Source organism: Psychrobacter sp. JCM 18901 (genome assembly GCF_000586435.1).
Taxonomy (GTDB): Bacteria; Pseudomonadota; Gammaproteobacteria; order Pseudomonadales; family Moraxellaceae; genus Psychrobacter.
Map to the genome: position 1 here is coordinate 54,240 of NZ_BAWH01000017.1, position 26,067 is coordinate 80,306.

General features: G+C 43.0%; 19 protein-coding genes and 8 pseudogenes. 10 read left to right on the forward strand and 17 right to left on the reverse strand.

Going from position 1 to position 26,067, the window contains the following annotated elements; all coding sequences use genetic code 11:
* Positions 1 to 215: 215 nt before the first annotated feature.
* The 5 genes and pseudogenes from TT11_RS12265 to TT11_RS12285 form a co-directional block, all read right to left on the reverse strand.
* A pseudogene (locus TT11_RS12265) lies at positions 216 to 2,547 on the reverse strand (NADP-dependent malic enzyme).
* A 374-nt stretch (positions 2,548 to 2,921) separates the two neighbouring features.
* On the reverse strand, positions 2,922 to 4,388 hold the full coding sequence (locus TT11_RS12270; protein WP_261870659.1) for a YdiU family protein: 1,467 nt from the start codon (positions 4,386 to 4,388) through the stop codon (positions 2,922 to 2,924).
* Positions 4,389 to 4,724: 336 nt separating this feature from the next.
* A pseudogene (locus tag TT11_RS12275) lies at positions 4,725 to 5,902 on the reverse strand (acyl-CoA desaturase).
* A gap of 79 nt (positions 5,903 to 5,981) precedes the next feature.
* Positions 5,982 to 6,128, reverse strand: coding sequence for a hypothetical protein (locus tag TT11_RS12280; protein WP_261863455.1), 147 nt, complete (start codon positions 6,126 to 6,128; stop codon positions 5,982 to 5,984).
* A gap of 247 nt (positions 6,129 to 6,375) precedes the next feature.
* Complete coding sequence (locus TT11_RS12285) at positions 6,376 to 7,104, reverse strand: glycerophosphodiester phosphodiesterase (protein ID WP_261870660.1); 729 nt, start codon at positions 7,102 to 7,104, stop codon at positions 6,376 to 6,378.
* A gap of 353 nt (positions 7,105 to 7,457) precedes the next feature.
* Between TT11_RS12285 and TT11_RS12290 the strand changes: the two genes are divergently transcribed.
* Both TT11_RS12290 and TT11_RS12295 read left to right on the forward strand, forming a co-directional pair.
* Positions 7,458 to 7,769, forward strand: coding sequence for a hypothetical protein (locus tag TT11_RS12290; RefSeq protein WP_261870661.1), 312 nt, complete (start codon positions 7,458 to 7,460; stop codon positions 7,767 to 7,769).
* A complete protein-coding gene (locus TT11_RS12295; protein WP_261870662.1) occupies positions 7,732 to 8,379 on the forward strand; it encodes a hypothetical protein in 648 nt (215 codons plus the stop codon). The genes TT11_RS12290 and TT11_RS12295 overlap by 38 nt, the downstream gene beginning before the upstream one ends.
* Before the next feature lie 132 nt (positions 8,380 to 8,511).
* Here the strand turns inward: TT11_RS12295 and TT11_RS12300 are convergent.
* Positions 8,512 to 9,107, reverse strand: a pseudogene (locus TT11_RS12300) (cob(I)yrinic acid a,c-diamide adenosyltransferase).
* 236 nt (positions 9,108 to 9,343) lie between these two features.
* Here TT11_RS12300 and cysS point away from each other — a divergent pair.
* From cysS to pdxH, 8 genes and pseudogenes are all read left to right on the forward strand, one after another.
* Positions 9,344 to 10,805, forward strand: a pseudogene (gene cysS / locus TT11_RS12305) (cysteine--tRNA ligase).
* Between the two features lie 296 nt (positions 10,806 to 11,101).
* Positions 11,102 to 11,473 carry a hypothetical protein gene (locus TT11_RS12310; protein ID WP_261870663.1) on the forward strand — a complete coding sequence of 124 codons (372 nt, stop codon included), beginning with the start codon at positions 11,102 to 11,104 and terminating at the stop codon, positions 11,471 to 11,473.
* On the forward strand, positions 11,457 to 11,945 hold the full coding sequence (locus tag TT11_RS12315; protein WP_261870664.1) for a hypothetical protein: 489 nt from the start codon (positions 11,457 to 11,459) through the stop codon (positions 11,943 to 11,945). The genes TT11_RS12310 and TT11_RS12315 overlap by 17 nt, the downstream gene beginning before the upstream one ends.
* Positions 11,926 to 12,234, forward strand: a complete 309-nt coding sequence (locus TT11_RS12320) for a hypothetical protein (protein ID WP_261870665.1) — start codon at positions 11,926 to 11,928, stop codon at positions 12,232 to 12,234. Before TT11_RS12315 ends, TT11_RS12320 begins: the two co-directional genes overlap by 20 nt.
* Positions 12,224 to 12,946 carry a mechanosensitive ion channel family protein gene (locus tag TT11_RS12325; RefSeq protein WP_261870666.1) on the forward strand — a complete coding sequence of 241 codons (723 nt, stop codon included), beginning with the start codon at positions 12,224 to 12,226 and terminating at the stop codon, positions 12,944 to 12,946. The genes TT11_RS12320 and TT11_RS12325 overlap by 11 nt, the downstream gene beginning before the upstream one ends.
* 277 nt (positions 12,947 to 13,223) lie before the next feature.
* Positions 13,224 to 14,697, forward strand: a pseudogene (gene guaB / locus TT11_RS12330) (IMP dehydrogenase).
* A 212-nt stretch (positions 14,698 to 14,909) separates the two neighbouring features.
* Positions 14,910 to 16,278, forward strand: a pseudogene (gene glmM, locus TT11_RS12335) (phosphoglucosamine mutase).
* A 71-nt stretch (positions 16,279 to 16,349) separates the two neighbouring features.
* Complete coding sequence (gene pdxH / locus TT11_RS12340) at positions 16,350 to 17,012, forward strand: pyridoxamine 5'-phosphate oxidase (RefSeq protein WP_261870679.1); 663 nt, start codon at positions 16,350 to 16,352, stop codon at positions 17,010 to 17,012.
* A gap of 142 nt (positions 17,013 to 17,154) precedes the next feature.
* Here the strand turns inward: pdxH and TT11_RS12345 are convergent, their stop codons facing one another.
* The 11 genes and pseudogenes from TT11_RS12345 to TT11_RS12395 form a co-directional block, all read right to left on the reverse strand.
* On the reverse strand, positions 17,155 to 18,135 hold the full coding sequence (locus TT11_RS12345; protein ID WP_261870667.1) for an HlyD family secretion protein: 981 nt from the start codon (positions 18,133 to 18,135) through the stop codon (positions 17,155 to 17,157).
* Complete coding sequence (locus tag TT11_RS12350; RefSeq protein WP_261870668.1) at positions 18,071 to 18,418, reverse strand: hypothetical protein; 348 nt, start codon at positions 18,416 to 18,418, stop codon at positions 18,071 to 18,073. The genes TT11_RS12345 and TT11_RS12350 overlap by 65 nt, the downstream gene beginning before the upstream one ends.
* Before the next feature lie 85 nt (positions 18,419 to 18,503).
* Positions 18,504 to 19,169 (reverse strand): hypothetical protein, encoded by a 666-nt coding sequence (locus tag TT11_RS12355; RefSeq protein WP_261870669.1) that lies wholly within the window; start codon positions 19,167 to 19,169, stop codon positions 18,504 to 18,506.
* On the reverse strand, positions 19,169 to 19,423 hold the full coding sequence (locus tag TT11_RS12360) for a hypothetical protein (protein ID WP_261870670.1): 255 nt from the start codon (positions 19,421 to 19,423) through the stop codon (positions 19,169 to 19,171). The genes TT11_RS12355 and TT11_RS12360 overlap by 1 nt, the downstream gene beginning before the upstream one ends.
* Positions 19,390 to 19,908, reverse strand: a complete 519-nt coding sequence (locus tag TT11_RS12365) for a hypothetical protein (RefSeq protein WP_261870671.1) — start codon at positions 19,906 to 19,908, stop codon at positions 19,390 to 19,392. The genes TT11_RS12360 and TT11_RS12365 overlap by 34 nt, the downstream gene beginning before the upstream one ends.
* Positions 19,909 to 20,000: 92 nt before the next feature.
* Positions 20,001 to 20,189, reverse strand: a complete 189-nt coding sequence (locus TT11_RS12370; RefSeq protein ID WP_261870672.1) for a hypothetical protein — start codon at positions 20,187 to 20,189, stop codon at positions 20,001 to 20,003.
* A gap of 397 nt (positions 20,190 to 20,586) precedes the next feature.
* Entirely contained in the window at positions 20,587 to 21,216 is a 630-nt protein-coding gene (locus TT11_RS12375; RefSeq protein ID WP_261870673.1) for a glutathione S-transferase family protein, read from the reverse strand.
* A gap of 4 nt (positions 21,217 to 21,220) precedes the next feature.
* Positions 21,221 to 21,898: a type 1 glutamine amidotransferase domain-containing protein gene (locus tag TT11_RS12380; protein ID WP_238052204.1), complete on the reverse strand. Its 678-nt coding sequence runs from the start codon at positions 21,896 to 21,898 to the stop codon at positions 21,221 to 21,223.
* A gap of 239 nt (positions 21,899 to 22,137) precedes the next feature.
* Positions 22,138 to 23,185 (reverse strand): annotated as a pseudogene (locus tag TT11_RS12385) (NADP-dependent oxidoreductase).
* A gap of 166 nt (positions 23,186 to 23,351) precedes the next feature.
* Positions 23,352 to 24,564 (reverse strand): annotated as a pseudogene (locus TT11_RS12390) (iron-containing alcohol dehydrogenase).
* A 383-nt stretch (positions 24,565 to 24,947) separates the two neighbouring features.
* Positions 24,948 to 25,502 carry a TetR/AcrR family transcriptional regulator gene (locus tag TT11_RS12395; RefSeq protein ID WP_261870674.1) on the reverse strand — a complete coding sequence of 185 codons (555 nt, stop codon included), beginning with the start codon at positions 25,500 to 25,502 and terminating at the stop codon, positions 24,948 to 24,950.
* Positions 25,503 to 26,067 lie beyond the last annotated feature (565 nt).

A 26,067-nucleotide genomic window follows, 5' to 3' on the forward strand; every position in this document is an offset into this window, starting at 1 on the left:
AGCCAATGCTCTATAAGTTGCATTGACTGGTTTTAGTATAGCAGAAGGGCTCTGTCAATGGATGACAGAGCCTTCTTAATATAGTCAATCCTCTATAAATTGAGTATGGTGTCAGCCTCGCTAAGTCTACTATTTGTAGTACTTTCACTCAGCTTCCTTGTATCCAAATTATATTGAACTGACTATAATGCATTCATAATGGGTATGATATATGATTATTTTTCGTTTTCTAGGTCTTGCGCTTCAGTAACGGTCAGTGCAGTCATGTTGACGATACCACGTGCTGTCGCTGATGGCGTCAAAATGTGTACCGGCTTATTAGTACCCAATAAAATAGGGCCAATAGAAGCACTGCCAGTCGCTGTTTTAAGCAGGTTGAAAGCGATGTTTGAGGCATCAAGTGTTGGCAAGATAAGCAAGTTCGCTGCACCTTTTAACGGACTTGATGGCATATCGTTTAGACGAATATTTTCGTTAAGCGCGGCATCACCTTGCATTTCGCCTTCAAACTCAAAGTCGACATTCATATTGGTCAATAGCTCATGAACCTTACGCATTTTGACAGCGCTGGCACGATCTGAAGCACCAAAGTTAGAATGAGACACTAGCGCAACGCGTGGCGTGATACCAAAGCGACGTAATTGATCTGTTGCCAAGACAGTCATTTCAGCCAATTGCTCAGCTGTTGGGTCTTCATGGACATAAGTATCAGCGATAAAGATATTACGATCTTGCATGAGTACCGCATTCATCGCATAGAAGTCGTTCATACCTTGTTTTTTTGCCAATGACGCTTTCAACGTATTTTAAATGCAATTGGTAATGGCCAAAGGTACCACATACCATGCCATCTGCCGCACCATTTTCGACCAGTAAAGAACCAATCAAAGTCGTCTTACGGCGAACATCACGACGAGCAAGTTCGATGCTTACACCGCGGCGTTTGTTTTTCTCGTAGTAGCCCTGCCAGTAGTCTTTGTAGCGAGGATCGTCATCAACGTTGACGATGGTAATGTTCTCGCCAGCTTTTAGACGTAGGCCTAGCTTTTTGATATTGGCTTCGATAACTGAAGGGCGACCAACCAAGATAGGTTGTGCTAGCTTCTCATCAACGACGACTTGTACAGCAAGCAAGATGTTGTTGTCTTCACCTTCACAGTACACAATACGTTTTGGATCGGCTTTAGCACGAGCAAAGATTGGCTTCATGACAAACGCGGAGTTATAAACAAACTCAGACAGACGCTGACGATAGGCTTGCATGTTATCGATAGGTAGCGTGGCAACGCCTGAATCCATCGCTGCTTTGGCAACAGCAGATGCGATTTCAATGATTAGATTTGGCTCTAGAGGGCCTGGGATTAAGTAGTCACGACCAAAGCTCTGCATCTTTTCGATGTTTCTAGCGCTGGTAGTTGGAGTGGCTTCGACGTGTGCCATCGCAGCGATTGCTTTTACGCAGGCGACTTTCATCTCTTCGTTAACGGTGGTCGCACCAACATCTAATGCACCGCGGAAGATGTATGGGAAACATAGCGCGTTGTTTACTTGGTTTGGATAGTCTGAACGACCAGTTGCCATGATGACGTCTGGACGTACGGCATGTGCCAATTCTGGCATGATTTCAGGTGTTGGGTTGGCAAGTGCAAAGACGATAGGGTCTTTGGCCATACGGCGAACCATGTCTTCAGACAATGTACCAGGCATAGATAAGCCTAAGAACATATCGACATCGTCCATGACTTCTTCGATAGAAGTAGCCGTAACATCACGAGCATAGCGTTGTTTGGTTTCGTCAAGGTTTTCACGGCTAGTGGTGATGATACCGCGTGAATCTGAAACAATGATGTTGTTCTTATTAACACCAAGTGCGCAAATGATATCTAGGCAAGAAATGGCTGCTGCGCCTGCGCCTGAACAAACAATTTTAATCTCTTCAATCTTTTTGCCAGTAATCAACAAAGCATTTAGCATGGCTGCGGCAACGATGATTGACGTACCATGTTGATCATCATGGAACACAGGAATGTTCATGCGCTCACGTAGTACGCGCTCAATTTTGAAACATTCTGGTGCTTTGATGTCTTCTAGGTTGATACCACCAAAGGTAGGCTCAAGCGAGGCAACCGCTTCGATGAATTTGTCTGGATCATTTTGAGCAATTTCAATATCAAAAACGTCGATACCTGCGAACTTCTTAAATAGAACGCCTTTACCTTCCATGACTGGCTTCGATGCCAATGGACCGATATTACCCAGACCCAATACAGCAGTACCGTTAGTGATAACACCAACTAAGTTGTTACGTGCCGTGTATTTAGACGCAAGTTTTGGATCTCTTTGGATCTCAAGACAAGGTACAGCAACGCCTGGAGAGTAGGCGAGTGCTAAATCACGTTGGTTAGCTAGCTGCTTAGTAGGGGTTACCGAAATTTTACCTGGGCGTGGAAACTCATGGTAATGTAAGGCAGCTTGTTCAAACTGCTCTTTTTCTGTATTGAGGTTATCCGTATTCGAAGTGGTATCGTCATTCATAATAATTGCCATGGTTGGAATAAATTGGAATAAATTAAATGGTGATAAAAAAAACAACGTCTAACCCTCCAAAAATCATTGAATGATAATAACTGAAAGGTATACAGACGTTAAACGACTCGCGACCATCAGAATCATGGTCGACGATCAAAAATCAGGTCAAAAAAAGCAAACTAGCTAAAATATTCATTCTAGCATTATTGCCAATTCACTGCCTAGTCAACAACGGTGAATTGTGCGAATAATATAATAAAATGATATTCGTTATTTATCTCGTTGATAATGCCAAAAAAATGCGTCTAGATATCAACCTTAATTTCATAATATTTCACAATATTACAGAATTGAAAGGTGCTAAGACGAGCCACTACTAAGATGAGCAACTACTAAGACGAACAACTAATAGGCATCTGCGGTGTATCAGGCGCAGGCGCACTGCTATCTAAATCATTAGCGATATCTTGCACACTATAAGGGTTGGCTAATAAACGAAACACTCGATCAACTTCTTCAAACTGACCTTGCTCTGCGGCAGTAATTGCACGCTGCGCCATGCTATTACGAAGAACATAAACAGGATTGTTGGTTGTCATGTCGTTAACTGCCTGCTCAAGTAGCAGCTGCTCGATCTGTGCCAGATAACGTGCTGACCAGTCTTGCCATACTTGCTGCGCATCACCGCTTAATTCAGTGGTCATGGTATCCAGTAGCTTTTGCTCATAAGGATGATCTGCTGGTGCGACCAAACCGAGTAGTGCGCGGAAGCTATTGGTGTAGTCGAGCAAGTTGTCTTCTAATAGCGTCAACCATTCAAAGGCCAAGCTGAGACTCTCTCTTTGATGCGGTAGGCCAAGCTTACGGCACAGACCTTGCTGATAGTGCTGCATAAAGGTTGCTTCGTAAGGCGCTAGGCAGTCAGATAGAGTCTCACGAGTAACGCCTTCTAGGCGCATAAAGTGTGGCAGCCAAACGTTTAGGTTCCAGTGCCCGATAGCAGGCTGATTCTGATAAGCGTAGCGACCCGTATGGTCTGAGTGATTATTGATCCATGCAGGATTAAAGCGCTCCATAAAGCCAAACGGCCCGAAGTCCAAAGTACTGCCTGTGATAGATAAGTTATCTGTGTTCATCACACCATGAGCAAAGCCAATCAATTGCCAATCAGCAATCATACGCGCCGTACGCTCGACCACTGCGGTCAAAAACGCCAAGACAGGCGTTTCGCTATCGCGGCACTCTGGATAGTAGGTGTCAATCATATGGTCAGTGAACTCTCTCAGTACATCAGGGGCAAAGCTGGCAATCCATTCGACATGACCTAAACGAATATGACTGTCTGCCACACGCATTAGTGCTGCACCTGCTTCGATACGCTCACGGCGCACTCTCGTATCAGATACCACAAACCCCAAAGCGTTAGATGAGGGAATGCCAAGCTGGGTCAATGCATGACCGCACAGGTATTCGCGAATAGTACTACGTAAGACTGCTCGTCCATCACCCATGCGTGAATAGGGTGTCAAGCCAGCGCCTTTTAGATGCAAGTCTTGTGGCTGCCCATGATTATCGAGTACTTGCGCCATGAGCAAACCGCGTCCGTCGCCCAATTGCCCAGCCCATTGTCCAAACTGGTGACCGGCATAGGCCATCGATAATGGTTTGAAATCAGCTGGCACGTATTGACCGCCCAATATCTCAACCCAATTAATCATCAGGTCCTCGTCGTTTGTCCAGCCTAACTGCTGAGCAACTTGAGTGTTGAAGTGACCGACACGAGGATTGTCTAGTGGCGTCGGTGGCTGCTCATGATAAAGGCGCGTGTCTAGGTTGACGTAAGTGTTTTGATAACGCATACAGGCCATTTCCATTAAAATATAAAAGTGAGAATGTCACTATAGCATAGCTCTCATATGGCATCGTTGCACTCTGTCCGTCTCTTGTAATATCTGGACAAAAAAATAAATTTTTCGGTCTTTAATTAACTGAATATGATGGATGAGATGGTTATTGTTTTTGGATTAGAGAAAGCAATGGTTCAGCCAATGTATTTGACCATTTATTATGATAATAAGGTCATTAGAAGTAGCTGTAATGACATAATCGATAAAGTATAAGCAAAAAAATCCCCCTATCTAGGACGGATAGGGGGATGGAGAAGCTTCAAAATTATAAAATAAATCAGAGGTTAATTAAGCCGCTTTTTCGTTCGCGCCAATAGAGCGGAAAGCAGTTTTTAGATTGCTGTTATGCTCAAGGATTTTCTGTTCAATTTTCGCATAATCATGCTTTAGCTTATCATCAACTTCACGTAAGCGATCAGCACATTCTATTTTTTTCATTTCAATAGTTTGAGCTTTCAGTGATTGCCATTCTTCGACAGTTTGTTTAAATGCATCGTATTCAAACTTAATGCGGTCTTGGAAGCTCTTCATCGCATGAGGAAGATCAAGCCCAGTGCTTGTGGCTGTATCGATCTGCTGTTGTGCTGCTTTGAACTGCATTTGCACTTCGGCATGCTTAATAGTCGTATCATCAACAGTACGCAAATCCGTCGTTAAACCGATTTTTGATAAACCAGCGATTAACCATTTGGTTGGGTCATATTGCCACCATTTCACGCCATTACGATAATCATACTGGAAGAAATGATGATAGTTATGATAACCCTCGCCCCACGTAAAGATAGCTAAGAAAAAGTTATCACGAGCACTATTAGTATCCGTATAAGGACGTGTACCAAACATATGACATAGCGAATTGATGAAGAAGGTGAAGTGATGAGTTAATACCAAGCGCAGCAAACCAGCGATCAGTAAAGTACCCCAAACATCACCAATGAGCCAACCAATAGCAGCAACCATACCAACATTCATGGCAACTACCCACAAACCATAATATTTATGCTGAATCTGTAAGACTCTATCTTTAGTCAAATCAGGAATGTTTTTATAATCAAATTTACCGCTAGGTAGTTACGTAGCATCCAACCAATATGGCTGAACCAAAAACCACGCTGTGCTGAATATGGATCGTCCAAACGATCATCTACATGACGATGGTGAGTACGATGTCCAGAAACCCAATCAAACGCTGAGCCTTGTACGGCTAAGGTTGAACCTAACAATAAAAAGTTTTTGACAATAGGGTGCGCTTTGTAAGCACGGTGCGATAGCAGACGATGGTAACCCGCCGTGATACTGATACCTGTCCATACCATAAAGGCACCGAATACACCCCAAACAGGAGCGCTAACTTCATGAGTCCATAGATACCATGGCGTAATCACAGCAGCAGCAATTGGCGTCGCTACTAAAATAGCCGCTGGAATCCAGTTAATTGGTGCTTTGGTAAATTCAAACTCACGCATATCAATGCTTTGCTCTTGCGCAGAAAGATCCGCTTGCTCAGAAGCTTTCGCATAATTGCGTTTTGCAACAGGCTGCTCATCAAGCGCCATTTGCGCTTTTTTTCTCATCGAAACGAGTTTTAAAACGCGTTACTTGAGTGCTGGCGGTCTTTACAAGCGTATCACCAGATTTGATAGCGAAACGTAAGCCTTTAAGCGGTAAGCCAAGTGCTTTTTTTGCAATCATATAATATCCCTAACGGTATTAATTTAAGCCACCATAGTACCTTAAAAAGCGTGTAAAGTGAACACTTATACACTATAAAAATATTGCTAAATAACAATAACTTGTATGGATTATAGAATGTATTGATCAAAAATACGAGTGACTTATCAGACATGAAGGAGAAGTGTAACAAGAAGGGTAGATATGTAGGAAAGAATGCGTTTATCGAAAAAATGATTAAATATCAAAAAAAGTACGGATAACTCGGTTAAGGCAACAGCAAATGACTTGGAAAATCCGTAATGATGACATCGGTTTCCCATTTTATGAGCTGTTCAATGGTGGGAATATCATTGACCGTCCAAGCACTTACTGGCAATCCATAACGGTGGCTATGCTTGATGACGGCTTGGGTCAAAAGCGGATAATGAATGCCCAGTTGAATACAGCCAAGTTGCAATGCGGTATTGGTCGCGCTTGCCAACGCTTCTGGCGTACGAATGAGCAAGCCGCGAGGCATATGAGATAATAGTTTGTGACGTTGCAAACGGTTGTGTAACTCTACATCGAAGCTCGTCAATACAACTGGTAAGCTGGCAAGAGGTGTATTAATAAATGCCTGCCGAAGCGCTGCAATCAACACCGCATAGTTGGTACGGCTATGTGTTTTAATTTCAAGCTCAATAACGTTAAACCCACTAAGCGCAGGTGCTATGCTTGCGAGCGTCATAATGGGTTGGCCAAACTGCAATTGGCACTGAATCTCAGTCAGTTTTAACTGATCAATACGTGATTGCCGACCGCACATACGCTCTAAATCATCGTCATGGAATACGATTAAGTGACCGTCAGCGTTTAGTTGTATATCAAATTCTACGCCTGCTAAGCCTCTTGACTTAAGATTTTGAGAGTATTGAAAGCCTGAAAAGGTATTTTCTAACGCCTCACCGCGTGCGCCTCGATGACCTAATAACAACGTATCTCTAAAATTTATCATATGCACCAATTATCGATGATTTTTATGCCCAATCATATAGCGTCATATCAATGACGTCTAACAAAAACTGTGATGCAATCCGTACTTTTTTTAAATATGACTTTTTAGAGTCCAAATCTGCGAATGTTTGTTATGTTTTTGCAACCAAACGCAGGTTTTTTCCACAATGAGGGGCACTATTTGTATATCCATGGGCTACACTAATGACCATTTGATTTAAACACCGTATAATGATGTGGTTTTCATATCTGTAGCAGCTAGCGTTGCGATTTGAATGTTGAACACTGTCAGTCAGTGGCGGTACGAACCTGTAAATTGGGAGTAGAGTTAGTATGAGCGTAGCAAATATAAGTTTGAGCAAGTGGCATAAAGTTGCTGGGATTGGATTGGTATGTGGTTTAGCGCTTGCAGGCTGTGATCGCTCAGATAAAGAAGACACTACTGAGCAGGCAGAGCTAACAGAACAAGAGACTGTCGACGCTGAAAATAGCGTTGCGCCTGCGATCAGCTGTGATGATCCTATGGTGCAAGATCGCCTTAAGTCAGCTCTGAAAAATACGCTCAATCAACAAGCACAGTCATTGGCTGCCAATTATGCAAATGATGCTGAAATCAGTTTAGCAAACGGTGTGGTTAGCGAAAAAAACCAATGGTGTTGTCATTGACGTTCAAAACGCTGCCATCTTGCAACAAGCCAATGAAAACGGTATGACCACTTGCCAAGCAAGTGTCAGCATGACGCTACCAAGTGAAGACTTGTATCAAGCCAGTCAGGTACAAGCGGCCAATAATCAGCCAAGTCTACAATCGCGTTTAGCGCAAGACAATATCCGTATCAATAACAATATGCTCGTTGATGACGCGTTTACTTACATCGTCGGTACTCAAGGCGGTCAAGTGCGTACGCGTATTGCAGGTCAGCCTGCTTTGATTACTGTCGTTGCCGATGTGATGGCAGGTTCTGTCTTTAAAACTGCAATGGATGAGCAACGTGCCCAACGTGCTGCTGAGCGCCGTGCAACGCAGAACAACGATACTACTACTCAAACAGCGCCAATCCGTCAGCCAAGAACCGTAACGCCAGTTGAGCCAATTCGTCCAACTGAACCTACGCCGCCGCCAACCATCAATAAGCCTGCTGAAAGTCAGAACAGTTCGACTGCAAACACCCAAGCAGCAGCTGCTGAGCCTAGTAAGCCCGCCACACCAAAAGCCGTGCCTAAAGATGAAACCATCGATATGGTCATCATTGAAGACAACAGCGCGACTTATTAATTTGTCATTGTAATAAGAGGTAGCGATATCCAGTAGAGCGAATTGCTATTGCTGAATAACAAAAAAACCCCGCAACAATCATGTCGCGGGGTTTTTGCGTTTAAATATTTATTGTTAAATACTTAGTTTGTATTATTGACTGTCAGTGAACGTTTTCAATGCTTGACTGTCCCACAATACCTCAGAGACTTTTTCTGGATCTGTACAAAAGCGTGCAGCAACAAACAGCCAATCGGATAAGCGATTGATAAAGCTGACAGCAGTACTTCGAATCGCTTGTGAACGCTGCTGTTGCAATATCACAGCTTGACGTTCAGCGCGGCGACATACACTACGGGCCACGTGTAACTGACTGACCAATATAGAACCTGTCGGCAAAATAAAGTCTTTTAGCGGTGGCAATGTGGCATTCATCATATCTATTTGCTGCTCTAACCATTCAATATGAGTGGCATTAACCCCTTCATACTCTGGCATGGCAAGCTCGCCGCCTATATTGAATAACAAGTGCTGAATGATGACCAAGCTTCAGAGAACTCTTTCTCTATAGATTGCCCTTTATTATGCTTTAATTGCGCACGTACCAAGCCAATATGCGAGTTGAGCTCGTCGATGTCACCCATGACGCTAAATAGATCGTCCGCTTTACTAAGGCGGCTGCCATCAGCCATACCAGTGCTGCCATCATCTCCAGTACGTGTGTATATTTTGCTTAAGCGATTGCCCATCTTTACATCCTTAACGGTTTTTATGATTGAATAGCGTTAGTTGCACGCTCATTGTAGTATTTTACGCCTGTTTTCGCTAAGATAATGGGTTACGTTTTATATCACGACGTTTTTTTTGGTCTGAATTTTTTTATTTTCTTGATTTATAGTTACAGTCGTTGGTATGGCTTATTCATACACGGCGGCTGAGATTTCCCATTTCTCTATTTTATTTACGTTACAAGGCTTTTTTTACTATGACCACACCACTTGCAGATGCGATGTCCCAACTTGCCATTTACGATTCATTGACTGGCAGCAAACGTCAGTTTGTACCACTCAAAGCAGGGCAGGTTGGTATGTATGTGTGCGGCATGACTGTTTATGACTATTGTCATATTGGTCATGCGCGAGTGATGGTCGGTTTTGATATGGCCGTTCGTTGGTTGGCACGTTTGGGTTACGACGTGAACTACGTACGTAATATCACTGATATCGATGATAAAATCATTGCTCGTGCCGCTGAAAACGGTGAAGAGATTGGTACATTGACGCAGCGCTTTATTGAGGCAATGCATGAAGACGCGACAGCGCTTGGTTGTGAGATGCCAAATGCTGAGCCACGTGCGACTGATCATATCGATGATATGCAGGATATGATTGAGACGCTAGTCACTGGCAACTATGCGTATGCAGGCGACAACGGTGACGTCTACTATGCTGTTGATAGCTTTGATGGTTATGGTAAATTATCTAAGCGTAATCTGGACGATATGCAGGCAGGTTCGCGAGTCGAAGTTGAAAATGATAAACGTAATCCATTTGACTTTGTACTATGGAAATCTGCAAAACCTGACGAGCCGCAGTGGGCATCACCATGGGGTCAAGGGCGTCCAGGCTGGCATATTGAATGTTCAGCAATGTCGACTAAGTGCTTGGGTAGTACTTTTGATATTCATGGCGGTGGTCATGATTTACAGTTCCCGCATCATGAAAACGAAATCGCGCAGTCTGAGGCAGCGACTGGTTGCGAGTATGCACGTAACTGGATGCATGTTGGTTTTATCAATGTCGATGGCGAAAAAATGTCTAAATCATTAGGCAACTTTTTTTACCATTCGCGATGTCATGGCAAAGTACTTACCTGAGACGGTGCGTTTCTTCTTATTATCGAGCCATTATCGTAGCCAAGTTAACTTCTCTGATAGCGCATTGGATGAAGCACATAATAGCCTAAGCAGACTATACAATGCATTAAAATTGGTTGAGCAGCAAAAAGGACAGTCAATCATAATCAACGAAGACTTAGTGGCTGAAGCTTACAATAGCGCGGTTGGACAAGACTTCATCAAGGCGATGAATGACGACTTCAATAGCTCGACGGCCATTAGCGTCTTATTTGGATTGGCTCGCGATATCAATAAAGCAATCAAAGCAGAAGACGTCGATACTGCATGGCAGTTGGCACAGCAACTAAAAGCATTGGCTCAGGTATTAAATATTTTACAGCAGCCAGTGCAGCAGTTTTTGCAAGCAGTGGTCGGTGATCAGGCAGAAGATGGTCTAACGGATGCGGTTATTGATAATTTAATTATCGAACGTGCAGAGTCTAAAGCCAACAAAAACTTTGCTCGTGCTGACGAGATACGTGAGCAACTAAAAGAGGCGGGTATTGAGCTCGAAGATAGCCGTGCTGGCACGACATGGCGCCGCGCTTAAAACAACTCTTGCCGCTTATAAGGTAAATAGCTACAAATCTCGTAATAAATTAAGTCAGCTTTAGGCTGGCTTTTTTTGCTTACTGAATTAGGTTAAAGCAGCAGCGATATATTTTTTATACTTTCCTTTTGTAGACTGATGGCTTTGAAAACATGAATACTCTTAAAGACAATCCTATGGACATCATTGTGCCGTTTTGCGCTCAGATGATAATCATCAAGTAGATGTAGAGAAAAGCCGTCTTAAAAGCCATGTGCTGCAAGTATTGTTGGGCTTTTTTTATTGTCGCTATAAGTGTGATCTATACACCTGTTTATGCAGCAAATAGTGAGAGCGGGCAAAGTACGAGCGAGCCGGAAAAACAAACACCTAGTAAGCCTGATAGTTTTACTGAATATGCCGCTCAGCAAGTCAATGCGCTTAAAGATGAAAGTGTCAGTATTTCTGGTATTACTGAAGAGATCTTTGATCCTACTGAGCGTAACGCAGTGGAGCAGGCAGGCAGGCTACAAGGTGATACGGCACTGACCGGAGAATATAGTGAGAGCTACTATATACTTGATAAGTTAAATGCAGGGTTGCCGCCGTTATCTGAGCCACCTAATTTAGAAACACCGCTTGCAGCCTTAGAGTTTTTTTCAATCAGCGTTAATGAAGCAGCAGTATGATTTGGCCGCTTACGCACTAAACATGAATTTGATTGATGAAAAAAGTCAACGTAGCCGTGCGCTTGATCTCACAAAACGATTGGATTTCTTATTATCTGAAAAAGAGCTCTATGTATTCGACGATATGCCAGATCGCCCCGATGGCTTAATTGAACCACCGCTTGGTAATAATAGCAGTGTCATGGGTATTGCCAGACGTTCTATTCAGCTTGGCTATATTGATTATCGCGAGCGCCGTGTTCCTATCTATTTGCAGCGAGTACGAGTAGGGGATAAAGCCCCTGTTTGGGTGTTTTCGGCGCAGACAGTAGGTAATATTGATAATCTCTATGAGCAGTATCATCCAGCCGAGTTTGAGCGTTATTTGCCCACTTGGTTAAAGCTAAAGTTTTTTTGGAATTGCGCTATGGGAATTCTCAGCGCTGATATTGTTCTTTTTATTAACCATGGGGATGGGTTGGCTACTGAGTAAAGGTACTGCAAAAATCATCAATCATTATATCGATGAAGAAAAATACAGCGTGTATGTTGGCAGTACCAATGGCGTCGCAGATTTGGTTAGCAAGCTAACAGTACCATTAACCTTTACCATCAGTTTTTCACTGGTTTTTACCTTGGTTTCTGGTGGTTTTCCTTATTTAGATGCAGTCGCCTCATCCATTCGTCCATTGATTTGGATTGGACTGGTATTTAGTACCATGTGGTTAGGCATTCGTATCATTAACTTTTTTTGCCAATCGCTATCAAGACATGCAGATTGAAAATTTGGCTGCAGAGCATTTCGATAAAGAACGTCGCCGCCGTACTTATGTATCAATATTTCGCCGTGTGTTTATTTTCGCGATGATTTTGGGAAGCTTCTGGATAGGTCTTAGTGAATTTGCAAATATGGAAGGCCTTGGCAAAACTTTATTGACTTCAGCGGGTATTGCAGGTGTGGTTATCGGTATTGCGGCACAGCCGATATTGGGGAATATCATCGCTGGTGTACAGGTAGCAGTGACGCAGCCAGTGCGAATCGGCGATAGTGTGATAATGGACGGTAATTTTAGTACGGTTGAAGACCTGCGTTACACGTATGCCGTGCTAAAAACATGGGATGAGCGTCGCTTGATCGTGCCGATGCGTGAGCTAATCACTGAACGAGTGGAAAACTGGTCGCATACAGAGGTTCATCAGACCTGTCCTGTGTTTTTGTATATCGACTATGGTGCAGATATTGACGCTATCCGAGAGACGTTTATATCGATGGTCAAGGACAATAAGCTTTGGGATAATAAAACAGAACCTGAAATGTATGTGGTTGATGTAACCGAAAATACCATTCAATTGCGCGGCGCTGTTTCATCAGTAGGGCCTATAGAAGCATGGACGCTAGCCTGTGAGATACGGGAGCAAATGCTTGGTTACTTGCATGCACAGCAAAACAAATATCTACCCACAGAGCGCTTTACGTTAACAAGAAGCGACTAGAGGTTGGGAATAGCGATGAGCTTTGCGATCCTGATTAGCTTTAAAAGCGAGTTATTAATGGTTTGAAGCATGATTGTCATCGATAAAGACGCACTTGTGTAAAATAATCTGACAAATATAGTGTGTCAGCGAGGCGCTTATTTGTTATAATGTGGCGTTATTTTTATAGGATAACTGAGTGGTTGGCGATGAATCGGCACTGTGCTTGCAGCTGCAATGATTGATACGCTTAACCCTGAGCTCCTACCCATCAAAATAACCACCACTAGGGGTCTGTATGTTGCGAATTGTCGATGAAGCCTTAACCTTTGATGACGTTTTATTATTACCAGCCTATTCTGAAGTTCTGCCAAAAACTGCTGATCTGTCTACTCGTTTGACCAAAAATATCACACTTAATCTTCCGTTAATCTCTGCGGCAATGGATACGGTGACTGAGTCTGAAATGGCTATCACTATGGCACAGCTTGGTGGCATGGGTATTTTGCATAAAAGCATGGATATCGAAAAGCAGGCCACACAAGTACGCCGTGTCAAAAAAATTTGAAGCGGGTACCGTCGTTGATCCTATCACTGTGCATCCAGAGATGACGATCGGTGAATTGCTGCGTTTGACTCAAGATAACAATATCTCAGGTGTGCCTGTGGTCGAAAAAGGCACAGATAACGTTGTGGGTATCGTTACCCATAGAGATTGGCGTTTTGAGACCAATTTGTCATTGCCAGTTAGCCAGATCATGACGCCTAAAGAGCAGCTAGTAACTGTGCATGAAGGTGAAAGCAACGAGAATATCAAAAGATTGTTGCATGAGCACCGCATCGAAAAAGTCATCGTTATTGACGATAATTTCCGCCTGCGTGGTTTGATTACTGTTAATGATTTTGCCAAAGCTGAAAACAATCCAAATGCGTGTAAAGACGAGCAAGGTCGCCTGCGTGTTGGCGCAGCTGTTGGTACAGGTGCAGATACGCAAGCACGCGTTGAAGCATTAATCGCCGCTGATGTCGACGTTATCGTCGTTGATACTGCGCACGGTCACTCAAAAGGCGTGATCGATAAAGTATCTTGGATTAAGAAAAACTACCCGCATGTGCAAGTAATCGGTGGCAACATCGCAACAGGTGAAGCTGCAATCGCTTTACGTGACGCAGGTGCTGATGCAGTAAAAGTAGGTATCGGCCCTGGTTCTATCTGTACCACTCGTATTATCGCAGGTATCGGTGTACCACAAATCTCAGCCATTGATAATGTTGCTAGTGCTTTAAAAGACAGCATTCCATTGATTGCTGACGGTGGTATCCGCTACTCAGGTGACATGGCAAAAGCAATCGCTGCTGGTGCATCATGCATCATGGTTGGTTCACTCATGGCTGGTACCGAAGAAGCACCAGGTGAAGTTGAGCTGTTCCAAGGTCGCTACTATAAAGCTTATCGCGGCATGGGTAGTTTGGGTGCGATGTCAGGATCAAATGGTTCTTCAGATCGCTACTTCCAAGATGCAAAAGATGGCGTAGAGAAGTTAGTGCCAGAAGGTATCGAAGGCCGTGTTCCTTATAAAGGACCAGTTGCGGGTATCGTTAACCAGTTGGTTGGTGGCTTACGTTCATCAATGGGTTATACTGGTTCTGCCACGATTGAAGATATGCGTACCAATCCGCAGTTTATCAAAGTAACCTCAGCGGGTATGAAAGAATCGCATGTGCATGACGTGCAAATCACTAAAGAAGCACCGAACTATCGAGTGAACTAGAGCGTTCCGTGAAATACTTCTCTTTTGTAGATTTAAATCGTATTAATGTTAGCTGAGACGTAAGGCTGCAGCGAGCTTAAGATACAAACAGCCAACAATGCTCTGTTATTGTTGGCTGTTTTTTTTGTAAAATACAGAAACAGATTATTACAACAATAGTATTGCCTGCGTATACGTTTGGCCTTTTATTTTTTTGACTTGAGGAACACATAATGAGCTATTTTGGCACTGATGGAATTCGCGGAAAATTTGGTGAATTGCCAATTACACCGGATTTTATTTTAAAACTAGGCTATGTCACTGGGCTTGTTCTCATAGAAAAAAATGAAAATCCTACGCGTAAGCCAAGTGTAGTGATTGGTAAAGATACGCGTCTGTCAGGCTATGTGATAGAGGGAGCATTACAAGCAGGTTTTAATGCGGCTGGTGTTGATGTTTATATGCTTGGACCACTACCAACTCCAGCGATTGCGCATCTGACCCGTAGCTTTAATGCAGATGCTGGCGTGGTTATCTCAGCCTCGCATAACCCTTATTATGATAATGGCATCAAGTTTTTCTCAGGTGACGGCAAAAAAACTTACTGATGAGATGCAAACTGCAATCAATGATAAATTGACGGCAATTATGAACGACGTTAGTAGTGACGTTGCTATGATGCCTATTCTTGATCCTGCAAATTTAGGTAAGAACAATCGAATTGATGATGCTAAAGGTCGCTATATTGAGTTTTGCAAAGGCAGCTTCCCTTATCAATATGACCTCAGTCATCTGACGGTAGTAGTGGATTGTGCCAATGGCGCAGGCTATAGCGTAGCACCTAGAGTGATGCGCGAGTTGGGGGCCAACGTGATTGCCATCAATAATACGCCAGACGGCATCAATATCAATGCTGAATGTGGTTCTACCCATCCTGAGAGCTTACAGAAGGCTGTGCTTGAGCATGACGCAGATGTTGGTATTGCGCTAGATGGTGATGGTGACCGTATCGTAATGGTTGATGAGACGGGTAAGCTAGTCGACGGCGACGGTATTTTATATGTGCTTGCTACCCAAGGTAAAACCAAAGCTGAAGGTGTTGTCGGCACACTCATGAGCAATATGGGGTTAGAGCTGGCGCTAAAAGATGCAGACATCCACTTTACCCGTGCAAAGGTGGGTGATCGCTATGTGATGCAGGACTTAGAAGCTAATGGTTGGATATTGGGCGGTGAGCCATCTGGTCATATTCTCTGCTTAGATAAAAGTCGCACAGGGGACGCTATCATTGCTGGTTTGCAAGTACTGGCAGTGATGCAAGCCAGAGAGCGTGCGTTAAGTGAACTTGTTGAAGGTTTTGAAGTGTTGCCGCAAAAGTTAGTCAATGTACGCTTATCTCAAATGCAAGACCCATTCAAACATGAGAAGTTGGTTGCTGCTTTTGATAAAGCACAGGCAACGCTAGAGGGTCGTGGTCGTCTGTTGATACGTCAGTCAGGCACAGAGCCTATGATTCGTGTGATGGTTGAGTCAGATGATGAAATAGAATGCGATGTAATGGCTAATGACTTAGCTGATCTTATAAAGTCGGTACTAGGCTAATAGTATTTAAGGCAATAAGTGGTATTCAAGACAACAATATTATAGTTTTTAAATAGGGAACTGCCATGAGCATGGACTTTACCGACCAACGTCTCTCATACGAGAAAGGCGAGCTTGACCAACAGTCAGTACCAACGTCACCATTCGAGCTTTTTAAAGCTTGGATGAATGAGGCGCTAGCGCAAAAGGTGCAAGAGCCTTATGCAATGAGTTTGGCAACATGTGGCGCAGATAATAAGCCTAGCGTTCGTATTGTGTTATTACGCGAAATTACTGAGACAGGTATTGTTTTCTATACCAATTATGAAAGCGCAAAGGGGCAAGATATCGCAGAAAATCCTAATGCTGAAGCGTTATTCTTTTGGCATGAGCTGGAGCGTCAAGTCCGTGTCAGCGGTAGTATCGCTAAAATAGCTGCTGATAAATCGGCTGCTTACTTTCAAAAGCGTCCCCATGATAGTCAAGTAGGCGCTTGGGTCAGTCAACCGCAAAGTGGTGAAGTGGCCAATCGTGAAGTCATGGAGCAAACGTTTGAACAGCTGCAGGCTACACATCCTGACAATACTACTGTACCAACGCCAGAGTTTTGGGGTGGGTATGAGATTACGATTGAAAGTATTGAGTTTTGGCAAGGTCGCGCCAATCGGATGCATGACCGAATTGTGTATACGCAGAGTAGCAGCGACGACAGTGAAGGCAATACAAGCTGGACAACCAAGCGTTTATTACCATAGTTGCTGTAGTTTGAAGCTATAGATTATACAAAACTAAGAAAGCCACTCTAAATCCAGTTTTTCTGGTTTCTAGAGTGGCTTTTTTACGTTAGCTATTTACCTTATTGGGCATTATTTTTTATTTAACTTTTTATTGAACCTTTCATTTAATATTGGTATCGACATCTACTGAGACTGACATACCAGGACGTAAACGTGCAAGTTCAGGCTGGTTCTGGTCTAGGTCGATGCGTACAGGAATACGCTGAGCAATTTTTATGTAGTTACCTGTGGCAGGGTTGGCTGCAGCAGCACTAAACTCGCTACCAGTCGCTGGCGAGATATTACTCACGTGACCCGTAAATTTGGCACCGCCAAGCGCATCGACGTGAATGGTCGCAGGCTCGCCGATTGCCATATTGGCTATTTGAGTTTCCTTAAAATTTGCAATAATCCAAATACCTTTTGGCACAATATACATAAGCTGCGTACCAGCGCTAACGTATTGGCCTTCTTTGACACTGACTTGGCTTAGCTGGCCAGATTCAGGCGCAGTGATGATAGTATTGTCTAGATTGATTTGCGCTTGCTTGATGCCTGCTTCAGCATTCTTGATATCTGCGTCTAGCGATGAGCGACTGCCGCTAGTCTTTTCACGGTTTTCTTGGGCGGCTTGCAAATTAGCTTCTGCTTGCTGTACACCTGCTTGTGCTTGAGCCAATTGCGCCTTGATGTGAGCAACTTCTGCTTTCGATACTGCACCAATAGCATCTAAACCTTGATAACGGTTGACATCTTCACGCGCGCTTTCTACATTGATTTTGGCACTATATAAATCAGCTCTACGTGCTTCGATTTGCGCTTGGCTGGTTTGCGTATCTTGGTCATTAGTAGAGCGGTTAGTAAGAGCTACTTCGGTATTTGCTTGGGCTTGTTCGAGCTGCTGCTGAAAGGTTCGATCATCTATCTTTATGAGTAAGTCGCCCGCTTTTACGTTGGCGAAGTCTTGCACTGCTACCTTGGTGACATAGCCAGAAACTTGCGGGCTAATAATAGTTGTCTGACCTTTGACAAAGGCATTATTGGTTTGCTGTACCGTTGGGGTGAACGGTGGGAGCTTCCATGCATACAAAATCAATGCCACGCCAATGACAATCAATAAAATTAATAAGACTAAATTCAGATAGGATTTTTTTCTTAGGCGACCAACCAGTAGTATCGGGTATTGGCTCTTTTGGCGGCATTGGTGGTTCATTGCTGTCTGAACTGTTTTCTACATCACCTTTTGCTGTCTTAGTTGCTGATTGCGAAGAAGTTGCAGCAGATTTTTCTTTACTTATATCGGACGCTATAGGTGTGTCTGTTGCTGGAGCGCCAGTGGACGTCTGAGGTATTTGATTAAGCTCATTTGGTTTTTCTTGGCTCATGACGTGCTCCTAAATTTTTAATAAATATCAAAATAGACTGGCTATAAACTAATGGGGTGAGACATTATCAATATAATAAGCTGAGTTATTTTGACTCACGCATTTTTGCAATAACGGCAAGCTCTTTAGCAAGTGGATTGCGCTTGTGGTAACGGTTATAAAAATAGTTGATCAATAAAATGGCTGTAACGAAAGTAGCAAAACTGGCCATTAAAAAGAACAGATCGCTATAAGCGGAGACAGTTGCTTGGCGCTGAATCCCTTGCAACACTTGGCTCATCGCGGCCACATTCGCTTGCGCTGCGTCCGTTGTTTGGTTTGACAATACACTACGAGTACCAGCAATTTGAGCGCTAAACGTAGGATCACCCAAGTTCAGTGAGCTGACCATATCTGCATAATGTACTTGTGTACGAATGGTCGTAAATGCCTGAATAGCCGCTGCACCTGCCAATCCGCCAACCGTTTGGGAAATACCAAAGATAACCGAAAAACTAATAATATAAGCAGGACCACTAGCAATAGCACGCAGAAATCCTTCGAAAACTAAAGGTCCCATAAAATACACCGCGGCAAATGCAATCAAAAACTGGCTAATATAAAACATATAGGGAGCGGAATTGATAGACACCCCAACGTCCATCCAAGAACCTAAAGCAATCAATGCCACTGCAAAAATAACGGGACGGCGCAAGTCCATTGGATTGGTACTAAAAATACTAATCACCAAAGCCAGCACACTGGCAGCCATTATGACAGCATAAAAAGTAACCAGCTGATCATTGCCATAGCCCAAATTGGCAAGTAGCCTGCAGCACCGACATTTTGCTCAGACAGCAAAATTCGCATGACTGCGCCGGTAATCATAAAGGCAATAATATTGCGGCTACGCATCCAGCGGACTTGTAGCATCGGGTTTTTGCGATGCGTTTCAATCCATAAAGCGATGCCAATCCCAACAATGGCAATCATCAGTGGATAGACGAGCCAAGCGTCGTCCACCATAAAATCCTACCTTGCACCAAAATTACAGCCAATGCAGCCAAACCACTCGCAAAAAAGGCAAAGCTTAAAAAGTCGAGTTTCTCAAATACTTTTTCGGTATTACCTGGCGGTAGCTCCAATATATTAATCAGCCCAAAACAAATCAGTGCCAAGCCAAATTGAAATAAAAATAAATTTTCAAGCTGACCGTCGATGGCGAGATAGGGCGAGATGATTCGTGATAGTGGAATACCAAACTGCACCAAGCCAAAACCCAATATTAAGCCACTGGTCCGCTTGACGGTTGGCATACCTTGCAGACAGTAGAATAACCCTAAGATGGTCATGCCACTTGCGACCATACCGCTAAGTCCTCTGGCGACAATCTCTAGGTAATAAGGCTCAATTCCAATATTAGGCGTATCTAATAAATGACTACTGATTAGCCACTGTAGACTCGTGGCGGCCAATAAAAAGAACAGAGTGATTTTGCTAAAGAGTGACATGCCAAACTGCTGTCGGATCTTGTACAGCAGAACGGTGATACAGGCATTGGTCATATTATAGCTAACAGATATCCACCCACCTTCAGCTGGCGTTAAGCCAGTTGACCTTGAATTTGAGTAAGATTTGCGACGAGCAGACCGTTTTGGAAACTAGCAGTGAGACCAACGAAAATTCCAATCAGTAAGTAAAATAATTTGCGACGTGCAGGATGATCAGGATTGGCAGGAGAGCCCACCATTATCGGTTGTTCGTGGGGCTTAAACTGATATTCGTTACTCATGGACGTACCATAATCTGTATGAGGAAATAGAATGGCATAGAACAGATTCCAGACGCAAAATAAGGTCAGTACGATGAATGTTCATAGCTTAAAACGCAGTGGAGTTAATGATATAAATGCTGGTCAAACTTGAAAGATAACCTAAGAAATGCAGGACATATTTTATCATAACTTCTACAGCGCTTTTGTCATTAGCGCGTAACTCATTGGCGCTATTGAATAAAGATATAGCAGTATTTCATGCAATGTGACGAACATTAAAACAGACGATGCAACAAGTAAGAAATGCTATACGCATAAAAACAGCTCTATACAGAGCTGTTTTTGTGTATCGAAAAATTGATCAGTTAATACATAATATTTTGGCTAATACCAAGGTATCAATGAATATCAAATACTAAATTGATTCATCGTATTTCGCTTCTAGCTGCATCGCACGCTGATAGCTATCGAGACTGGCAAGCGCTTCAGCATAATGCCTGATATTCGAGTAAGCGTCGAGTTTTCGACGCTTAGCGAGAATGATTAAGTCAAATGACAACATAAAGTCAGCACCACTTAGCTTATCACCCACAATGAACGACTTACCTTTAACCGAAGCATCCAGATATTCAAACAATCTGGTTTTTTCTGTATCGATATAGCCACTCAAAAACTCATTGTCATCAATGCCTGCTTTTTTGGTAAATAGCTCAAGCATTAATGGCAACATCAGCGAGCTTTCTGCAAAGTCAATCCACTGCAGATAATATCCATAATCTGAACTATCTGTAGCAGGGCGCAGACGCTCTGGCGCAAATCGTTCAATCAATAACTCTGTAATCGCACCGGACTCAGCGTAAGTCTGTCCATCCATCTCGATAACCGGAGATTTACCGAGTGGGTGAACTGCCTTCAGGGAATCTGGTGCCAAATGAGTCTTGGCATCGCGCTGATGACTGACCACTTCATAAGGCACGCCTAGCTCTTCTAAGAGCCAAAGCGTACGCAACGAACGTGACTGATTAAGGTGATGTAAGCGAATCATGATATTAACCTTTGAGCTTGTTGATCAAACGCGTAGCCGCTTCTTCTGAAGATGCTGGGTTTTGACCAGTGATCAATAAACCATCTTCCACGACAAACGATTCCCAATCGGCCGCTTTTTCATAGTTACCACCGTTGGCTTTCAAGACATCTTCTACTAAGAAAGGCACCACGTCTGTTAAGCCAGCCGCTTCTTCTTCTGAGTTGGTAAAGCCAGTAACGGTTTTACCTTTTACTAAGTACTCGCCATCAACTTTGACGCTTTTAAGCGCGCCAGGTGCATGACAAACAAAGGCAACAGGCTTGTCTTGCTTGACGAAATTCTCGATCAATTCGATAGAGTTCTTATCTACTGCCAAGTCCCACAATGGACCGTGACCACCTGGATAAAAGACTGAATCAAAATCTTCTACTTTCATGTCAGCAAGTTTCTTGGTATTGGCCAAGTGCTCTTGCGCCTCTTTGTCGTCTTTAAAACGCTTGGTATCTTTGGTTTGTGTATCTTCAGTATCGCTACTAGGATCTAGTGGTGGCTGACCACCTGCAGGAGACGCTAGAGTAACATTGGCACCCGCATCGAGAAACGCATAGTAAGGAGCTGCAAACTCTTCTAGCCAAAAGCCAGTTTTCTTGCCAGTATCGCCTAAACGGTCATGAGAAGTTAGTACCATTAAAATGTTCATAATTATCCTTGTTTATTATTTATGTGTTGGTAACTATATAGCCAACAGTCATAAGTTTTACGTTACATCATTAGCCGTCTTTACTTAATTAGCCTAAATGCAAATAATGACTGTTAGCATTATTCCTGCTTTGTAAGCAACTTTCAGTAGTGATATTAGCAATTTATGTTGTTAAGTAGTTATTCATAACGATTGTTAACTGTCAGTAGCTACTTAACTAGTGAATGTTTAACCAATAACTATTTAACGTCAGATACTTTGATTACAGTCTTACCAAAGTTATCACCGTTCAACATACTGACAAATGCATCTGGGGCGTTATCTAGACCGTCAGTAATGTGCTCTTTGGTTTTCACTTCGCCTGACTCTACCCATTTGCTCATGGTTTCCAAGAACTCGGGGAAGTGGTCGCCGTACTCTTCAAAGATAATGAAACCTCTGACAGTTAAGCGTTGGCTTAAGATAAGACCCATCAACATGCCTAGGCGATCTTTGCCATCCGGTAAATCAGTTGCGTTGTACTGCGATACCAGACCACATACTGGAATACGTGCGTGGTCGTTAAGTAATGGCATTACCGCATCAAATACTTTACCGCCAACGTTTTCATAGTAAATGTCGATACCATCTGGACACGCTGCTTTTAATTGCTCAGCGAAGTCGTCAGCTTTGTGATCGATACAGATATCGAAGCCAAGCTCATTGACCGCAAAGTCGCATTTCTCTTTGCCGCCTGCCACACCGACAGTGCGCAGACCATATTGATTACCGACTTGACCGACAGTGGCACCGACAGGTCCAGTTGCTGCTGCTACGACTAAAGTTTCGCCTTTTTGTGGTTTACCGATATCAGTCAGACCCATGTAACCGGTGAACCCTGGCATACCTAACACACCTAACCATAAGAAGGGTTAGACATGTTTTTGTCTAGTTTGAGGACGCCTTCGCCATCACTAACACTGTAGTCTTGCCAGCCTGAGTTTGATACGACTAAGTCGCCTACCGCAAAGTTATCGATATTCGACTCGACACTTGCGCTACGGTACCACCCATGATGACGTCACCGACTTCTAACGGGTCTGCATAGCTCTTGGCATCACTCATACGTCCACGCATATATGGATCTAGTGATAGATATACAGTGCGTAGTAGCATCTCGTTATCTTTTGGCGTAGGAATATCGCTAGTCGCCATGTCAAAATTGTCAGCAGTAGGTACGCCATTAGGACGGCTAGCCAATTTGATTTGACGGTTTGTTTGTTGATTCTGTTGTTTGTCGAAGCTCATTGTAGGACTCCTTTATATTTATTAATTGTCATTATTATAGGGGTGTTAAAAGTAGTAGCTACTCAGCATGGAATAGCCACTATTATAAATAGCATAACGATATGTACTTATTGTTACTGTCGCGATTTTTCTTATAATGTTCTGACAGTTCTTGCTATGGCGCTTATTAAGACGCTTTACTAGTTACAGCACGCTGTAAGATACGACGTGATACTTCTAGGTCGTTGATACCATGTTCACCAAGCTTAACCATGTTATGCACTTCAAGTTGCTTGATAATTGGATCAATCGCTGATTCAGTCAAGTCAACGTCTTCTAGGCTAACTGGCAAGCCAAGCTCGCGGAAGAAGTTTTCAGTGTAGACAATAGCCGTTTCGATGATCGCATCGTCGTCTAGGTCAGTATCGGTAATGTTCCATACGTTACGCGCATATTGAAGCAGTTTTTCTTTTTTTGCTTTCTTTTAGCTCACGCATGACTGATGGCAATACGATGGTTAGCGTACGTGCATGATCGATAGCATGTAGTGACGTCAGCTCATGACCAACCATATGAGTTGTCCAATCTTGTGGTACACCAGTACCGATCAGACCGTTCAATGCCATGGTCGCTGTCCACATAATGTTCTTACGTGTTTCTAGGTTTTCTGGATCTTGCTTAACAACTAGACCTTCATCGATAAGGATTTTAAGCAAGCTTTCAGCAAAGGCATCTTGTACTTTCGCGTTTACTGGGTAAGTCAGATATTGTTCCATTACATGAACAAATGCATCAGCCACACCATTCATAACCTGACGCTCAGGCAAGGTAAGTGTTTTGATTGGATCTAGAATTGAGAATTTAGGGAAGGCAAGTGGGTTACCAAATGGTAGTTTTGCTTGACGTTCACTATAGTTGATCACGCCGCCTGAGTTCATCTCAGAACCTGTTGCTGGGATAGTCAATACCGCACCCAAATCAACAGCAGAATCGATGTTTTTGCAATAACCAGTTAGGGCATCCCAAGCTTGGTCACGTGAGACAGTGCCGTCTTCTTCAGTTAATGAAGAAACGAGTGCGACAAATTTGCTGCCGTCAATCACAGAACCACCGCCAACTGCTAATAAGAAGTCGATGTTGTGCTCATTAACCATATCAGCGGCTTTAAGTAATGTGGTGAACTCTGGATTGGCTTCAATGCCACCGAATTCAAATACAGTACGGTTACCGCTTGCTGACAAGGCAGTTTTTACTTCGTCTAAAGTACCAGTACGCTGTGCTGAACCACCACCATAAGTAATGAGGACACGCGCATCAGTAGGGACTAGATCTGATAATTGCTCGATTTGACCTTCACCAAAAACGATACGGACTGGGTTGTAATATTGGAAGTTATTCATAAGATTCCTAATTAGTAACAAAAAGTTTTTAATAAAAACGGTTCAATTAAATGGTTTTGACATGAGATATTGTCTGATATCAATCAATGAATGAAATGATAAGCAATGCTCGTATAGGCATTCATTCTTAATATTTGTGCGCATTGTACACCAATTAGACCAGTCGTCTAGTGATATTTACAAAACTCTCGTATAACTGTCTAAGCCGTATGCAGATGTCTTTCAGAAATTTGTTTAAAAAAGAGAAGGCAATAAAGCACACTGAATACTCAAGCGTAGTACTAACCGCTACTATCTATAAGCGTTATAAATATTCAATGTGCTTTAATGCTTATGTTGTTTATGCTAGAGGTGCGGCCGCTAGAAACTCGAACAGTTAACGATTAGCGTCCCAGTTGGGTCGTGGTCATTTGCCAAATCTCTGCTAAAGGCGTATTGGTTTGGCTAATCTTTGCAATCAAGCTTGCGCCAAGCCATGCAAAATACCAGCGCTTGGCCATACTCTCAGCTGAGATATTATCGTGACGAGGTACGGACTCATCGAGCCAGCCAGCTTTGATCTGCTTGGCGAGCCACATGGTCGTCTGCTGATAGCCAGTATCGAGTGCCTTACGCATGGTTTCTGACATATCGGCTACCTCTGCGCTGAGCTTAACCACCAAGCATTTCTCATGGTCACAGCCGTTCTGCTGGGTGTCATACCAGTTTTGAAAATAATCATATAGTTTTTGCTGCGCACTGACATCTTGTGCATCGATGACATCCAACCGAGTCTTATATAAACTAAAGTAATGATTAATGATGGCTTCACCAAAGGCCTCTTTAGAAGCAAAGTAATGATAAAAAGAACCCTTTGGCACACCTGCTGTATCTAAAATTTGCTTTAGACCAACAGCGGTAAAACCTTTTTTTGGCGATGAGTTGGTAGCCAGTAGCAAGTAAATGAGCTTTGGTATCTGTGGTAGTTGCGTCTGTATTAGACATAAACAGGATTGTCTCCCTTAGTAGTCGCTTATATTAGCGTATGTATTAAACAGTCAGTTAAAACAGTTAGCGTTCATTTGAACGTCACGTTGATGGCGTATTGTAATAGGATATAGTTATATGTGTTACGTTTTATCAACAATATTCACTGACAAAATAGTCTTGTTTTATTAATAGCTATGGTAGCATTAGACCAGTCGTCTAGAAAGGTAGGTTTTGTTGTTATCCGTTACCGTTAATATTTATTGCTAAAGAACATCTTTCATTAGAGCTTTTTTTAATTGATGACTGTTAATTGATCTAGTCGATGCAATTTAAGAGTAGTACAAGGCAACCGAGTGCAGATGTATATTTGATACCTCAAGCAAGGTTAACGCTGTAATACTTTTATAGTGTGATGACTATAGATCGGTAACGATTTTAGACTTACTACTTGCCAGATATTTTCTCATTAAGATATCGCCGACTTAATAATTTTATTTTAATAATCGAAAACCAATACTTAACATAATAAATTAT

Bases quoted from the DNA above. Each gene is read 5' to 3' on its own strand.
- TT11_RS12375 (WP_261870673.1), bottom strand. From the start codon at position 21,216: ATGATTCGCTTACATCACCTTAATCAGTCACGTTCGTTGCGTACGCTT.
- TT11_RS12370 (WP_261870672.1), bottom strand. From the start codon at position 20,189: ATGAGTAACGAATATCAGTTTAAGCCCCACGAACAACCGATAATGGTG.
- TT11_RS12355 (WP_261870669.1), bottom strand. From the start codon at position 19,169: ATGGCTGCCAGTGTGCTGGCTTTGGTGATTAGTATTTTTAGTACCAAT.
- TT11_RS12380 (WP_238052204.1), bottom strand. From the start codon at position 21,898: ATGAACATTTTAATGGTACTAACTTCTCATGACCGTTTAGGCGATACT.
- TT11_RS12270 (WP_261870659.1), bottom strand. From the start codon at position 4,388: ATGCGTTATCAAAACACTTACGTCAACCTAGACACGCGCCTTTATCAT.
- TT11_RS12320 (WP_261870665.1), top strand. From the start codon at position 11,926: ATGGGTTGGCTACTGAGTAAAGGTACTGCAAAAATCATCAATCATTAT.
- pdxH (WP_261870679.1), top strand. From the start codon at position 16,350: ATGGACTTTACCGACCAACGTCTCTCATACGAGAAAGGCGAGCTTGAC.
- TT11_RS12315 (WP_261870664.1), top strand. From the start codon at position 11,457: ATGAAGCAGCAGTATGATTTGGCCGCTTACGCACTAAACATGAATTTG.
- TT11_RS12280 (WP_261863455.1), bottom strand. From the start codon at position 6,128: ATGATTGCAAAAAAAGCACTTGGCTTACCGCTTAAAGGCTTACGTTTC.
- TT11_RS12325 (WP_261870666.1), top strand. From the start codon at position 12,224: ATGCAGATTGAAAATTTGGCTGCAGAGCATTTCGATAAAGAACGTCGC.
- TT11_RS12360 (WP_261870670.1), bottom strand. From the start codon at position 19,423: ATGGTGGACGACGCTTGGCTCGTCTATCCACTGATGATTGCCATTGTT.
- TT11_RS12365 (WP_261870671.1), bottom strand. From the start codon at position 19,908: ATGTCACTCTTTAGCAAAATCACTCTGTTCTTTTTATTGGCCGCCACG.
- TT11_RS12285 (WP_261870660.1), bottom strand. From the start codon at position 7,104: ATGATAAATTTTAGAGATACGTTGTTATTAGGTCATCGAGGCGCACGC.
- TT11_RS12350 (WP_261870668.1), bottom strand. From the start codon at position 18,418: ATGAGCCAAGAAAAACCAAATGAGCTTAATCAAATACCTCAGACGTCC.